Here is a 15,927-nt window from a genome sequence, read left to right on the forward strand (position 1 = left end):
ATGGCTAAGGCGAAACGGTCATCCAGTGGTGCCATGTCTTGTTCATCAAGCACACCATCGTTATCGTCATCGTCATCACTGTTATTACCAATGCCGTCGTTATCGGTATCTAGCGTTTCTTCAGGATCAAGTGGCAAGGCATCTTCGTCATCATTCACCCCGTCGTTATCGTCGTCCATGTCGGCATTGTTGCCAATGCCATCACCATCGGTATCTAACCACTCTTTAGTATCAAATGGGAACTGGTCATCTTCTAAGAAGCCATCTTTATCAAGGTCGATGCCTGCTGCAAATGCCTGATAGAACACAGTTCGATGTAAAATAGTGTTAATAAAGCCCTGACCATCATGGTAATCCGTCTGCAAGGATTCAATCACAAACAAACGGTCATCTTGCCAAACAAGTGGGATCCACTCTCGGCGCTGCCATATTGAGCAGTCATTATCAGCCAAATCACAGTCTGAACCTATGCTATCCCAATTGATTGAGCCATCATTATTTAGCTCAACTTTTTGGTACCAGTAGATACGGCCATCGACGATTGAGAAATCAATGGGATCAGAGAAGATGTGTGCGCCCTCATCGCAACTTGGCCACTGTCCCCATTGTTCACAACCTCCCATCACTCGTTGCGCTGGACCTTGGCTAGGCTTAATAAAGCCCCATATCGCCGATAAGTTATAATCTTGTTCGTTGTAAAGGGAACGATCGATTATAGACCAGCTATTTTGTAGGAAGCGATCATCAATCACACTTAAATCAACTGTCGCATCTTGCATCGCCATATAATGGTAACTGTAATAGGTCTGCCCTTGTGAAACCGTTTCAGTATAGGCGCCATAAATCGCACCATCTTGCTCAACCAACATTGTGGTTTGGGTGAAGAAATCTGCCGCTATGGTCAATTGGTTATTTTGCAATGACCATGTCACGCCAGTCGCATCCGCCTCTTCACTCAGAACCGATATGCTGCCATCGGCTAAGAAATCAAGTAGTGCTGAACCATACATAGTCCAAGGCATACTTGGGTCGCCATCATCAACAAAGGCAGTAATGGCCCATGAACCTTGTGCAATCGACTCTTCGGTTAGCGCTAAGCCAGTAAAGCTAGCAGCATCAAACCACACAAACTCACCAATGAAATTGTCAGTCTGCACCTGGTAAACCGCATCGCCAAATGCTTCAGGCATATACCAGAAGTCGAATATCTGCAGCATTTGCGCTTTACCAATACCGTCAACTGGGGTGCCATAAGCCACAATATGCTTAGCGAATGACGTCACTTCAATGGTGACAAAACCATCAACCGCCAGCGCTAAATATTGCTGAGCTTGTTCCTCTGATATGAGTTGCTGTTGCAATAAGGTATCAACCAGCTCTTGTGCATCCATGCTGCGTTCATAAGTAGAATCATCGACTTTACTGAACTCAACATAACCTTCAGGGGTAAATTGCCATTGATAATTTGAAGTGCCCCAGCTTGAAGTTTCGCTGCCACTACCATCACTGTTGAACAGGTTAACGTAAACATCAGTAGCCACTACATTGACAGTATCAACATGAGTTAATGCGGGTAAATGCACCACCTTAGCCGGCAATAAGGTTGGGTTATAAACCGTATCGGCATTATCACCTACCCCATCGTTGTCGGTATCTAGGGTTTCTGAGCCATCGAGTGGGAAAGCGTCATCGCTGTCGTTAACACCATCACCGTCATCGTCAGTATCACTGTTATTACCGATGCCATCGTTGTCGGTATCTAGGGTTTCTGAACCATCAAGTGGGAAAGCGTCATCGCTGTCGTTAACACCATCACCGTCATCGTCAGTATCACTGTTATTACCGATGCCATCGTTGTCGGTATCTAAGGTTTCTGAGCCATCAAGTGGGAAAGCGTCATCGCTGTCGTTAACACCATCACCGTCATCGTCAGTATCGCTGTTATTACCAATACCATCGTTGTCGGTATCTAGGGTTTCTGAACCATCAAGTGGGAAGGCATCATCGCTGTCGTTAACACCATCACCGTCATCGTCAGTATCACTATTATTACCGATGCCATCGTTGTCGGTATCTAGGGTTTCTGAGCCATCAAGTGGCAACGCATCTTGGTCATCGGCAACGCCATCATTGTCGTCATCGCTGTCACAAACATTACCCACAAAGTCGTTATCAAAGTCTGCTTGGTCAGCATTAGCCACTAATGGACAGTTATCCACGGAATCGGCCACACCGTCGCTATCGCTATCTGTTTCACAGACATTACCCACACCATTAGCATCGTCATCAGCTTGATCTGAGTTAGCTTGCAGCACACAATTGTCACCGCCATCGAACACACCATCACCATCAGTATCTGGGTTCAATGGGTTACTGCCGATGGTGGCTTCTAATGAGTCAGCCAAACCATCATTGTCGTCATCGGAATCGGCATTATTGCCCACACCATCTTTATCGCTATCAATGGTTTCTAATGGGTTAAATGGCAGTGCATCAGCATCGTTATTGACACCATCACCATCAATGTCAGGGTCGCTGTTATTACCAATGCCATCGTTGTCCGAATCTAGGGTTTCAGTGGCATTATCAGGGAAGGCATCCTGTTCATTATTAACGCCATCACCATCTCTATCGGCATCACTGTTATCACCAATGCCATCAGCATCTTGGTCACTGCTTTCAGCTGAATCAAACGGGAACTTATCTTCCGAATTGTTGACACCATCGCCATCTAAGTCAGAGTCAGCATTGTCACCAATACCGTCATTGTCAGTATCAATGGCTTCAGCGGCATCCAACGGGAAAGCGTCATTAACATCAAGAACACCATCGCCGTCATCATCGCTATCGGTGGTATTACCAATGCCGTCGCCATCGGTATCAACAAAAGGCGTTTGCGAACCTGGGTTGCTGGCATCATTGTCATCGGGATCTTGTCCTGCTGGCCAGCCATCGCTGTCGACGTCGGTGGCATCAGACGCATTGGCATCTAATGGGAAGTCGTCGTCGCTATCGGCAACGCCATCACCATCGTCATCGCTATCGGCATTGTTACCCACGCCATCGTTGTCAGTATCTAAAAATTCACTGGCGTCAAACGGGAAGGCGTCATCGCTGTCTTGAACACCATCGTTATCGTCATCTGTGTCAGCATTGTTACCAATGCCATCCCCGTCAAAATCGGCACTTTCTGCAGCATTCAGTGGGAAGGCATCTTCGGCATCGGCAACACCATCAGCATCATCATCGCTGTCACATACATCACCAAAACCATCATTATCGGTATCAGCTTGTGAAGGGTTAGCCACTAATGGGCAATTATCGACATTATTACCAATGCCATCTTTATCAGAATCAAAACGTGAATTTGGGTCAAGTGGTAAAGCATCGGCACCATCCAGGGCACCATCATCATCACTATCAATATCGAGTGGATCTGTGCCTATTGAAAGCTCAAATGCATCCGATAAAGAGTCATTATCATCATCTTCATCACGGTTATTACCCACGCCATCACCATCGGTATCAAGGCTTTCATTGGCGTTATATGGGAAAGCATCTAAACCATTTGCAACCCCATCACCATCAATATCGGTGTCGGTTTTATCGCCTATACCATCTTTGTCAGTGTCGGTTTGCTCGGTGGCATCCAGTGGGAAAGCATCTTTTTCATCGCTGACACCATCGCCATCGTCATCGGTATCGGTGTTATTACCAATGCCGTCACCATCGGTATCAACAAAAGGCGTTTGCGAACCTGGGTTGTTGGCATCATTGTCATCGGGATCTTGACCAGCTGGCCAACCATCGCCGTCAACATCGGTGGCATCAGAAGCGTTGGGATCTAATGGGAAGTCGTCTTCGCTATCAGCAACACCATCACCGTCATCATCGGTATCGGCATTGTTGCCTACGCCATCGTTGTCGGTGTCTACTGATTCATTAGGATCAAGCGGGAAAGCATCGGCGCTGTCTTCTACGCCGTCGTTATCATCATCAGGATCAGACATACCCACATTAACTTGAGCGGTTCTTAAACCTGCATCATCTAAAAAGTAAGCCACATCGGGCAGGCCATCACCATCGCTATCAGTATCGGCAGTGGCATCATTGGGAAAGTCATCCTGGCTATTGAGCACCCCATCACCATCAATATCAGGTGAAGTTTGGGCGACTTGAATGCTCACCACAGTGTCATCTGATGCTAACTCTTGGGTTTCAACAATCGCGCCGGTAACGGCTGTTTCGTCTAGCACCACTTTTTTAACATCGGCCACGGTTTTGCCTGAGTCGTCACCCGGAATAGGAAGGGTTGAAGGGTCTTGCTCAAATAATTCCAGTGATGCCTGCGGGTAAGAATCGGCCTGCTCGCCGTTAATGACCCCATCAATGGCACCATCGGCCAAATCCAATGCTAAGTCTTGCATGACCTGATCAGTGGTAACACCACTGTCGCCCTGCAGTTCGACCATTTGATAAATAATGGCGGCAGTTGCCTCGATGGCCTGACGATAGGCAACTGAATTTAATTGGCCATCAAGATCATTACTATTGCTGCTTAATAAAGGGGGAGTGGTAAAAATATTGGTATTTTCATCAATACCAAAACCTAGGGTAGAGGTAATCGAAAGCGCCGCGGGGTTGGCGGCATCTAAAAATTCTTGGGTCGACAATGCACCGTCTTGGTTACCAGTGGCCAGGGTGTCGCCCACTTGCTGAGCAAGGATCAACGCCATGGTAGACAGCGGGGTAGCATAAATGTCGCTTGCGCCCGTTAACTGATCATCATCAACCAGTGTCATCAAGGTATTAATCACCGGTGCGTTATTGGTGGTGATATCAAAAGTATTTTGATTGGCACTGATCACCAGCAAATAAGGCCCCTGTGGTTCGGTGACCGTTAAATTTTGAAATTTGGCGCTGTTATCGGTGCTGCCAGATGCCACCAGCTCACCTTGTAAATTGGCCGCGGTGACATCAATTTGATAAAGATTAGCATCGGCTTGGGCCATGGGCCCCTTTACCCCACCACCGCCAAGATCAACGGTAACAGGAGGAGGCGTGGGTTCAGGTTCAGCAGCCGGTGGCTGGTTTGATTTTGGAAACACGTCAGGGGCATCAGAGCAGCCCACAAGCAAAGCAATCAATGACGTGATAATAATAAGACGAATGTTGGCGAGGTGCATAGCCTAATTCCCTTTAAACTGTGAAAAAACATAAACAGTTTAAAAAGTAGACAACAAAATGGCCGTTTGCAAAAAAAAACAACAATAAAACCAGTAATAACCGATCATAGCGCAGTAGTGACCACTTACTACGGTGAGTTATTGATACTAAAGGGAAAAAATGACCAAACCGCAAAAATCAGCCGGCACCGCGATTAACCGCAGTCAGTGACAGCCATACCCAAAGATAAACCACAGACAGGGTTTAAACGACAAGCAAGCAATAACAACAAAGGAAGCAAAGAAAGCAAAGAAAGCAAAGGAAGCAAAGGAAGGGCTTAACAGAAATACCGTAAATGAACCCGCACCACTACAAAATAGAAAGTGCCGGGGTTTATCAATAATAAACAATAAAAGTTAACGCTGGCTAAACAAGCACACTACAAAGCCAGCAATCAGCAACCGAATAGGCTTAACAGTAACGATCTCTGTCTTCTTGCCTAATTGCTTTACGCTCTTTATCGTACAATTCGATTTGTAACCACCAATCACTGAAACGTTTGAAAACAGCCATATCACCACCCCCATAGTTCATATTGATATACCCTAAACATGGCAGGTGATTCACAATTACTCAAGTAACGATTGAATATTTTTTCAGCGAAGTTCATTTGTGAACTTAAGCATTAACAATAATGGTCGCCCACAAAAAAGGGCACCAGTAAAAACACGAGTGCCCTTTATCTTTGCCCTTGAACAATCCGGGCTAGTGATAACTGTATTGATAATAGCCGTATTTGTTGGCGGCGGATTGCACCATTTGGTTAAGTACCACACCGTTAATGTTAACGCCCGCCACTTTAAAACGCTCGATGGAGTATTCTAATTCTTTTAATGGGGTTTCTTGGTGTTTAACCAACAGTAATGAAGTTCCGCAGTATTTGCCAATAATGGCGGCATCGGTTACGGCCAAAATAGGCGGGGTATCAACAATTACGGTGTCATAATTGGCGGATGCCCATTTAAGCAAAGCTTCAAAATTAGGCTGCATCAGCAATTCTGACGGGTTGGGCGGCACCTGCCCGCGGGAAATAAAATCAAGGCCATCCACTACGGTGGTTTTAATGGCGTCTTTTATTTCAAGTTTTGCGGCTAAAATTTCTGACAGGCCATTATCCCATTTACAACCAAACACCCGCTGCATATAGCCCTTACGCATATCGGCATCAATCAGCAATACCTTGTTGCCACCTTGGGCCATAACCGCGGCCAAATTACTGCTTACAAAACTTTTACCAATACTGGGGGCTGGGCCACTGATCATAATAATGTTATTGGCATTCATGGCAGCAAAATGCAAACTGGTGCGTAATGAACGAATGGATTCAATCGCCAGTGACGCCGGGTTATGAACCGCCAGCAAGGTATGGGCACCATCTAGGCGCTGTTCAAGGGGGAGTTTTTTTTGTTCGCTAAGCAACGATTGCATGCCGGCATCTAACGGAATGCTGCCGTACACACTGTGGCCTGCTGACTCGATGACTTCGCTTGATTCAATACCTTTATTAAAGGCCGCTCGCACTAAAATAGTGGCCACCCCCAGCATGCCCCCCAATAATGTGGCCAACACCACGATTAATGGTTTTTTGGGTTTCACGGGCTTGGCCATGACCGAAGCGGTATCAATAATACGCACATTACCCACGGTACTGGCCTTAACAATGGCCAGTTCTTGGCTGCGGTTTAACAGCTGTAAATAAATGGTTTGGGCCACTTCTACGTCGCGTTTTAAACGGAAAATTTGCTGCTGGGTTTCGGGCAGGTTTTCAATCCGAGTGGTGAGCTCTGCCCTTTGGTTATCAATGCGTCGGCGCTGCTGAATTAACGAGGCATAGGTAGGGTGCGATGGCGTATAAAGCTGTTGAACTTCGGTTTCTTTTATGGACAGTTCATTTAAGCGTTTTTCCAGTTCGACCAATTGTTTTAAAATGGCTTCGGTTTCTAATGACATGTCCACCGACTGTGACTGGGACTGAAAACGGTTTAGGGCGGCTTCGGCCTTTTCTAGCTCGGCCTTAACCGCGGGTAACTTGTCTTGCAAAAACAACAGCGAATTTTCCGCCTGGGCAGAGGTACGCTGCACATTTTGCAATAAATAGTATTGGCTAATTTTGTCTAAAACGGCTTGAATTAATTCCGGGTCAGCGCCGCTGTAGCTTAAACTCAGAATGCCCGATTTTTTGCCCTTTTCGGACACACTTAAGCCCGCCAATAAATCGGCAATGGCATTGCGGGGGGATTTTTTGGCTAACACAAATTCTGTGCCCTCGGCCGCTTGCAAACGGCCCACCTTAATACTGCCAAATGGGCTGCTGAGTAATTGCCCCACTTGGCCTTTAAACAGGGTTAAGCCATCGTCATTGACCACCATAAACTGATTATTGGCTTGGGCAATTAAACTAAGGGGGCCAGTGCTCGCCATATCAGTTAATTGCAACTGGCTAACGCTGATGCTTTCCCCGCCCAGGCCATAGCCCTGCCATTGACTGGGCTGGCCCACATGGCGGCGGGCCAAAAAGTCACCAATAATGGGCAAACGCCTTGGCTGGGCAACAATGTCTAAATTAAGGTCGGCCACCACTTGCCCCAAAATCATGCGGGATTTAATAAGTTCAAGCTCGGTAGTCACTTCTGATGATTCCTGGGCAAACATGTCGGTGACTTCGCTTAACCCGGGAATGCCGGCGGCTTTACTTTCCACCTGAATTAAGGCATCGGCCTTATACACCGGGGTAGACAACAACGCAATGGCGACCCCAATGATGAACGCCAATGCGGTGGTTACGCCAATCAGTAAGCGGCCATCACGCAGTAGGCCAAGTAACTTACCCAAATCAATCACATCTTGATCATTATTTACTGTTTTGTTGACAACAGTCATACTGCATCCCTGTAACTAAGCCAATCATGGCTATAAAAATTTTCGCCAGCCTTCAGTGGCTTGACACAATAATTGAAAAACATGTTGAAACGCTTCAACACTTTGGCGGTAAGGATCAGGGATGGCTTGATCCCCAATGGGTTTACCGTAAAGAAACGTTTTGCCCATGGCAAAAGGGGCAATACTGGTGACTGCCTCTATGTGGCCCTTTTCCATGACTAAAATTAAATCCGCCGCCTTGGCCATGTCGGCGGTGAGCTGCTGGGCCACATGGCCACGGCCATCTAACCCCGCATCTATGGCCAACTGCAATGCGCTGGCATCCATGGGTTTGCCAACCAAAGCCCCCACCCCAGCAGAACCAATCTGTTTGTTAGGAAATGCCTGCTTCAGCAACAACTCTGCCGTGGGTGACCGACAAATATTACCCACACATACGACTAAAATATTATTTATTTTCAAAAAAACTCCTAGGGCCTGATACAACTTAGCCCTTCGAACCCCACCGCCAATACCTAAGACCTAGAACCCAGAACCTCTCGCCTCTCGCTTCTCGCTTCTCGCCTCTCGCTTCCCGACTCTCGCTTCTCGCTTCTCGCCTCTCGCCTCTCGCTTCTCGTCTCTCGCTTCCCGCTTCTCGCCTCTCGCTTCTCGCTTCTCGCCTCTCGCTTCCCGACTCTCGCTTCTCGCCTCTCGCCTCTCGCTTCTCGTCTCTCGCTTCCCGCTTCTCGCCTCTCGCTTCTCGCCTCTCGACTCTCGCCTCTCGACTCTCGCTTCCCGCTTCTCGCCTCTCGCCTCTCGCCTCTCGCCTCTCGCTTCCCGACTCTCGTATCCGAAGCCTTCGTTTTCAAGAATTTTGATATTTATTAATCAAAGCTCCAAGCATCCTTGCAACTAGTTCACACTGCGCTTTTAAAATGTCGGCTTCAGATTCATCAATATAACCAACCCTAAGCCCAATAATCACTTGAGTTTTCAATTCACCAACAGACCCCTTGGCAATCGAAAAGAAATTAGATTTTTCTTTGTTATGGATGCGCTCACTACCCTCAGCAATATTACTAGGTACTGAAACAGCACTCCTACAAATTTGGTCTTTAAAACCAAAATCTTTATTCTGCTTCATCAACTCATAAATACGCTGACAAACATCAATACTCTTCTGCCAAACCAACAAGTTTTCATAATGCATAACAGACACCAGAACAATGAATACGCACTATAAATATAGCGCGCTGGTTTAACGATGTTCTAGTAGCCGAAGGCATCTCACTTCCCGACTCTCGAAGCCGAAGGAGTCTCGTTTCTCGCCTCTCGCTTCCCGCCTCTCGACTCTCGACTCTCGCCTCCCGCCTCTCGCTTCTGAATAAGGCTTCGCCTTATTGCCAGCCCGCTCTCATTCTATCTATCTGATACACGGCACTAACCGTTGGGGTAATTTGGCTTAACACACGGTTCCATAGGGCAATTGGCGCGGTGGTAACGTAAACCACGTCTCTGGGTTGCAACTGAAATTGATCCGCCAACACATAGGCAATGGCGTTATTGGCATCAAGCTGATACACATCGGCCATAATGTCGGGGTTATTATTGGCCCTAAACACGAAAATGCCGCCGGCATTGGCGGTGGCCTCTTTTATGCCCCCTTGTTTGGCCAAGGCTTCGGTCAGGGTAAGGCCACTGCGGCCAATGGTGACGGTGCGACCGCTAGCGGTGTTGGTACTCATGGTTACCGACGAATTCACATCCCCCAACACAAATACTTTTTGGCTGTCGTTGTTGGGCACATGCACAATGTCGTTATGTTGCAGCACATAATTATGATTTAAATTGCCCCGCTCAAACAGCTCGCGCAGGCTAATGTTAACCGTGTGCTGACCACGGGTTAACTGCACACTGTGCCAATTGGCATCGGTGGTTAACCCGGTGGCGGCGTTAATGGCCTGGATCAGGGTTAACGGCACGTTATTAATTTCAACTGGGCCAGGGTTTTCCACTTCGCCGGTGATGTATGCCCGCTGACTGCGAAACGCCGAAATATTGACATCGACCTGGGGTTTTTCAATGTATTGGGTGAGTTTTTTGGTCAGCAAATCTCGTATTTCAATCACCGTTAGCCCGGCCACCTTAACATTGCCCACATAGGGGTAAAAAATGGTGCCATCATTATGCACCCAGTTGCCGGCCTCGGCACTGCTGCGAAAACTACCAGCGGGAATAGTCAATTCAGGGTGGTTCCACACGGTAACGTTAAGCACATCGCCCACCCCCACTTTATAGCTATAATTTTTTATTGCCTGATCCAGCTGGGGGTTAATAACCGATGACGGGCTGATCTGGGTGAGGTTGGCCACCAGTTCTGGGGTAATTAAAAACTGATTTAACTTGGTGGTTTTTGCCCCTGTTGGTGTTTCATAACTAAACTGGGGCTGACGGTTATCAATATCAACCGTGCTGCCTGGAATAGCACAGCCACTGATCACACTCACCCCTAAGGCCACACCCAATAACTTTTTAATTAACATACAATTACCGTATTATTTTATTCGTTCCATCAACCGCAATGATCGCTGCTTTATTAAGCTATCATTAACAACTGGCTAAAAGCAAAACTTCTCTTATTACACTGCAGGTTTTTTCTATTTCGAGCTCAGTCAAGGTGGGATGCACTAAAAACATCAGACTGGTTTCACCAAGGGTTACTGCGTTTGGCAGTGGTTTTTCTGGTCGCCAATGGGTGCCGTCAAAGGCCTTTTCGTTGTACACTTCAGAACATGACCCCTGGAAAACCGGCACACCATGTGCACTTATTTCATCTATTATGCGGTCGCGCGTCCAACCATGGGCTAAGTTTTCAGGGTTTATAAACAGATAGTGTTTGTATTCAGCGTGTTCGATGTAATCTGGCACGTTAACAGTGCGAACGACTGCTAAGCCTGAAACAGCATTATCTATGGCTTTTCCGTAGGCTTGGCGCTTGGCTGACCACTGTGGCATCCGCTTAAGCTGAATACGACCAATGGCCGATTGCATTTCGGTTAAGCGCCAATTGGTGCCAAAGCTTTCGTGCAACCACCTGAACCCTGGTGAGTGTTCACGGTTGTAAATCGCATCAAAGCTTTTACCGTGATCTTTATAGCTCCACATAAAATTCCACAACGCTGTGTCGTTAGTGGTGACCATGCCGCCTTCACCGCCGGTGGTCATAATTTTGTCTTGGCAGAACGACCAAGCACCAATATGGCCAATCGCGCCCACACTGCGGCCTTTGTATTTTGCGCCGTGTGCTTGGGCACAGTCTTCTATGACTTTAAAGCCATGCTTATCCGATAATGCCATAATGGCACCCATCTCGGCCGGCATACCGGCAAGGTGCACCACAATTACCGCTTTGGTGTTTTCAGTTAATACTGCTTCAATAGTTTCGGCAGTAATGTTTTGGCTGTTTAAATCTACATCGGCGAATACTGGGTTGGCACCAGCGGTAACAATGGCGCTGGCAGTGGCCAAAAAAGTACGGGATGTGGTAATCACCTCATCAAATTCACTGCCACCACTGCCAGCACCAATCTTTAACGCTTTAAGAGCTAAATCTAATGCTAGTGTGCCATTGCCAACAGCAATGGCATAGTCAGTACCAATAAAGGCTGCGAACTCTTTTTCAAACTCGCGGCCCTCTTGACCTGTCCAATAATTAACTTTGTTAGAAAGCAGCACGCGTTGCACTGCATCAGCTTCTTCTTGTGTGAAGCTAGGCCATGGGGAAAAAAGTGTGTTCAACATTTTGATTCCAAGAAAACCTAAGTTTTAAGTTCGAAATAATTGTGTAGTTGTTTAAATGACTTAATCCAAGTATTTGGTAAAAATCCTGTTTCGACTTCAATGTTTTGGCTATGTACATTCTTTCCAGAATCTAAAATACCAACAGTCTGCCACCCAAGTTTATTGGGTGTAACAAAATCTTTTTTTATGTTATCGCCAATGTAAACGTAATGCTTGTTAGGGTACTTAGCCATAAGGTACTTAAAGCGTTTAATTCCGGGTTTCGTTTCACCCCACCCTTCTGAAACGAGCGTCTCAATATCAGATAAACCCAAAGCCTCTATTTTTAAACGTTGGCTTATTTCTCGGCCATCGGTAATTATTGCAACTGCTTGCGCATGTTTTTTTATGGCCCCCAAAGTTCTAGAGACATCATTACTTAAGGTAATAGAAGGTACATGAAGCCTATATTGCCAAAGTAAACTTAGCTTTACATCGTGTGGTAACTGTAAATGATCGCAAATAGCATCAAGTACATCTGATTTGTTATTTTTAGCTAGAGTGATAATCTCAGAAATATCTTTCTGAAATAAACGCGCACATAAATTTATTAAGTATTGATAGCCTGAGTGCTGATAATCGACTTCATGGTAGAGAGTATCGTCAAGATCGAATACTACAACAGTATTACTCAACATAATTACGGCTTAGTACCTTTGCATCGTAACGTAGCATTAATAAATCTGTTTCCCATGACTCAGTAAAACTTAATTCTTGATTCAAGATATATTCCTGAATTACCCACTTGGTAAAGTGTGCGCCAGCGGCATCTGCTAGTGGAAAGCCGCCCCCAAATCTTGGATTCACTTCCAAGCCTTTAATAGATTGGGTTTGTTCTTCTACAAAAAGTTGAAAAGTAATACAACCCCTAGCACCATCTAGCTTTATAACTCTTTCTTTTAAGTAATCATAAACAAAGTTTTTACGCGTTACCCCTTTGCTCACCTCCCCCGCACGCACCTCGATTCGTTTTCTAGGTACTAGGCATTTAAGCACACCATGATTGGAATAATAAGCATCAATGGTGTATTCATAAAATGATTTTGGCACCAATTCCATAAACATATTTTTGGGGGCGTTTAATTGTTCTAGTGTTAGATCTTCTGGACTATTTAAAGCTACCGCACCAATGCTGCAGCTACCATCGTAAGGTTTACAGAAACAAGGAAAAACTAGATTATTTTTATCTAAAATTTTCGGATTATCAATGTTTAAACTATCAAACAATTTGCCAGTTTCACGTTTATCACGGCACTGTTCTATTAATTGCTGATCAGATATCAAAATAGTAATCCCCTGTTCAGCAAAGCGCAGTTTGTGAGCTGATAACAGCAGTAGCTCAGTATCAATGGTTGGCACGACAATACGAACTTGTTGTTCAATACACAAATTGAAAATAATATCGATATAGCCTGATGCAGTGACACGAGGCACAGTAAATGCTTGATCCGCTACAAGGCAAGCAGGGGATAGCGCTGGGTGCATATCTGTTGCAAAAACCCTAGCATCAGATAATCCGAGAACTTTCAGATCTCGCTGAAATGCCTTTAATAGTTCAACACGGCGACCAGCTGAAAGAAGCAGAATATTAGTCTTCATTTTTACTCCCTGTAAATAATGGCATAGTTACATGATCATCCGCAGAAATGTCTTCTTTAAAGAACACTTTTTTAACCGTTAAAAAAAGAATTTTGATATCCAGCCAAAGGGACTGGTTTTCCACATACCAAGCATCATATTCAAACTTCTGCTCCCAGCTAATAGCGTTACGGCCATTGACTTGTGCCCAACCGGTAATGCCTGGGCGCACGTTATGACGGGTGGATTGGCGCTTGTTGTATAACGGTAAGTACTGCATAAGTAACGGGCGCGGGCCAACTAAACTCATGTCCCCTTTTAACACCGACAGTAAACCAGGCAACTCATCTAAACTGGTAGCACGGAGTTTTTGGCCAAATGGTGTTAGGCGCTCTTCATCAGGCAGTGGATTACCATTTTCATCGACCGCATCTTTCATGCTGCGGAATTTGAGCATATTAAACGGCTTACCATATAGCCCTGGACGTTGTTGCGTAAACAGCACTGGGCTGCCAAGCTTCTTTTTGATTTGCCATGCAGTTATTAGCATAATTGGAGAAAACAACAATAACAATAACAGTGAAACGGATACATCAATCAGTCTTTTCATAATTAAAAACCTCTAAAATGGAATCTCTAACAGCATTGTCACTCAAATTATCGGTAAAGAAACTTTCTACATTAGACTTAAGAGACTGATAATTTACTTTATTGAAGAGCAATAAACAGTTATTTAAAGAATCAACGTTACCTTGAACATAATTAAAACCAAGTGAATGGCACTCAACATAATCCCATAAATCGCTAGTCATAGAGTTTAAAATAGGTGTAGAATAACTAAAATAAGTCACTGACTTATATGACAAAGAAGCAGTTGTAGATTTAAAACCATTAAAACCCAAATGTGCTCTCGATAAAATATTAGATAGCTTATCCTTAGAGTAAATAACTCCATGAAAACTACTGGATATCCCCAAATTATTCAACATAGCTTTCAACCAGTCTTCCCTATCACCCTTACCTATAATATCAAAGTGTATGTTAAGGCCGCTAGCCACAATCGCTTTACATAAAGTATCAAAATCATAAAGCTGACCAATATTACCAATATATACAATGTTAATCCTACCTTTTTCAAACTTCTTATCTTTTATAAAATTATGATCTGAACCAAGTAGTATCTGTTTACAAATATTACTATTAGCACCTGAGTTGATTAAGAAACGACTTGAAAGTGAAATCACTTTATATGAACGTGAAATAGAAAACCTATTAACAACATCCCATATAAAAAAAATAGGATAAAAAACTTTAACCAACTTAGAGTTAAATGGTAAGGAATAAGGCCAGAGATCAACTATATCTGAAATCAACTTATCCCGAGCAATAAAACTGGTAAGGAGACCTGGTAGAGTTAAAGGATAAGTAACATAAAAGCAATCAAAATCATTACGGTTCTTCCATACATTAAAAGCAAGTTTAAATGACAATACTGTATGAGATAAAAACCTTTCTATCGAAACATTTTTTTTATACGGTATAGTTTTCAAACAAAACGCTCCTTGTATATTTCGAAAAACTCCTTTAGAGTGAGAAAAATTTGATGTTAAAACCTTGGTTTCAAAACCTTCTGAGTTTAGAACTTGGTTAATATACCTCGGTCTAGATAGCGGATCGGATTCTTCATAAAAAGGAGCCACAATAAGTACTTTCATAACCTAGCACCACTAATAAGGAGTTTATCTAGGGATTTTTTTTTATATTTATTACTATACTTAACAGCATAGAATGCTAAAACATTAATGAACACGTTAACAACACCAAAGTGTTTTATATTCAACTTTAAGATAAAGAATAAAACTTCTAAAAACAATTTAAACTGTTTCACACCGGACTTAGATAGCACAGATTCGAACTTAGTACGATTAAATCCAAACGGTATTGAAGAAGACTTATTAAGTAAAGACCTTAGATGTGAGCTTTTATCATCCCTAACCCACTGATTATGTAAAACTTCTTTAGTAAAACTAACATTCAACTCCATTTCTGGTGTTGGTATAAAAAAAAGCCCATTTGGATTAAGAGTTTTAGAAGATAAAATTTCACTTGATTTGACATAATGAAGTCCAACAAAAGTTAACTGATACCAAAAATCAACTTTCAGTGTAAAGTCAGTGAAACATATCTCTGTTTTAAAGACACCCTGTCTGACAGTAGTTATTTTTAGAGAAGCATCAAAAAAAGAAGAAAGCTCTACCAATATTGAATAAAACTTTGATACATCAGATTCTTTAACGAAAAAATCTAAATCATTGATTACAGTATTCGGTAAAAGCTCATAGCCTCTCAACACACAACAATCAATACCATAGGAATCAATTTTTTTAAACAATGAAATAACGACATTTTTCAAAGAAAGCA

11 protein-coding genes are annotated in these 15,927 nt (G+C 44.1%); all 11 read right to left on the minus strand.

Annotated features, from left to right (window positions below; translation table 11 throughout):
- Window positions 1-5,186, minus strand: a 5,186-nt coding sequence (locus tag GFB48_RS17650) for a thrombospondin type 3 repeat-containing protein (protein WP_240464802.1), incomplete at its 3' end; no start/stop codon positions are given.
- A gap of 745 nt (window positions 5,187-5,931) precedes the next feature.
- Window positions 5,932-8,106 carry a polysaccharide biosynthesis tyrosine autokinase gene (locus GFB48_RS00035; RefSeq protein ID WP_163929907.1) on the minus strand — a complete coding sequence of 725 codons (2,175 nt, stop codon included), beginning with the start codon at window positions 8,104-8,106 and terminating at the stop codon, window positions 5,932-5,934.
- Window positions 8,107-8,136: 30 nt separating this feature from the next.
- Window positions 8,137-8,568, minus strand: coding sequence for a low molecular weight protein-tyrosine-phosphatase (locus tag GFB48_RS00040; protein WP_163929909.1), 432 nt, complete (start codon window positions 8,566-8,568; stop codon window positions 8,137-8,139).
- A 385-nt stretch (window positions 8,569-8,953) separates the two neighbouring features.
- A complete protein-coding gene (locus GFB48_RS00045; RefSeq protein WP_163929911.1) occupies window positions 8,954-9,298 on the minus strand; it encodes a four helix bundle protein in 345 nt (114 codons plus the stop codon).
- 187 nt (window positions 9,299-9,485) lie between these two features.
- Window positions 9,486-10,631: a polysaccharide export protein gene (locus GFB48_RS00050; protein WP_163929913.1), complete on the minus strand. Its 1,146-nt coding sequence runs from the start codon at window positions 10,629-10,631 to the stop codon at window positions 9,486-9,488.
- A 64-nt stretch (window positions 10,632-10,695) separates the two neighbouring features.
- A complete protein-coding gene (locus tag GFB48_RS00055) occupies window positions 10,696-11,889 on the minus strand; it encodes a DegT/DnrJ/EryC1/StrS aminotransferase family protein (protein WP_163929915.1) in 1,194 nt (397 codons plus the stop codon).
- Window positions 11,890-11,906: 17 nt separating this feature from the next.
- Window positions 11,907-12,566 (minus strand): HAD family hydrolase, encoded by a 660-nt coding sequence (locus GFB48_RS00060; RefSeq protein WP_163929917.1) that lies wholly within the window; start codon window positions 12,564-12,566, stop codon window positions 11,907-11,909.
- On the minus strand, window positions 12,556-13,527 hold the full coding sequence (locus tag GFB48_RS00065) for an ATP-grasp domain-containing protein (protein ID WP_163929918.1): 972 nt from the start codon (window positions 13,525-13,527) through the stop codon (window positions 12,556-12,558). The genes GFB48_RS00060 and GFB48_RS00065 overlap by 11 nt, the downstream gene beginning before the upstream one ends.
- The gene (locus GFB48_RS00070) at window positions 13,517-14,116 is read right to left on the minus strand and encodes a sugar transferase (protein WP_163929920.1); all 600 of its coding nucleotides are present in this window, start codon (window positions 14,114-14,116) and stop codon (window positions 13,517-13,519) included. Before GFB48_RS00070 ends, GFB48_RS00065 begins: the two co-directional genes overlap by 11 nt.
- A complete protein-coding gene (locus tag GFB48_RS00075; RefSeq protein ID WP_163929922.1) occupies window positions 14,100-15,221 on the minus strand; it encodes a glycosyltransferase family 4 protein in 1,122 nt (373 codons plus the stop codon). The genes GFB48_RS00070 and GFB48_RS00075 overlap by 17 nt, the downstream gene beginning before the upstream one ends.
- Window positions 15,218-15,919: a hypothetical protein gene (locus GFB48_RS00080; protein ID WP_163929924.1), complete on the minus strand. Its 702-nt coding sequence runs from the start codon at window positions 15,917-15,919 to the stop codon at window positions 15,218-15,220. Before GFB48_RS00080 ends, GFB48_RS00075 begins: the two co-directional genes overlap by 4 nt.
- Window positions 15,920-15,927: the final 8 nt, after the last annotated feature.

Origin of the sequence: Paraferrimonas sp. SM1919 (genome assembly GCF_010993985.1) — a bacterium.
Taxonomy (GTDB): Bacteria; Pseudomonadota; Gammaproteobacteria; order Enterobacterales; family Shewanellaceae; genus SM1919.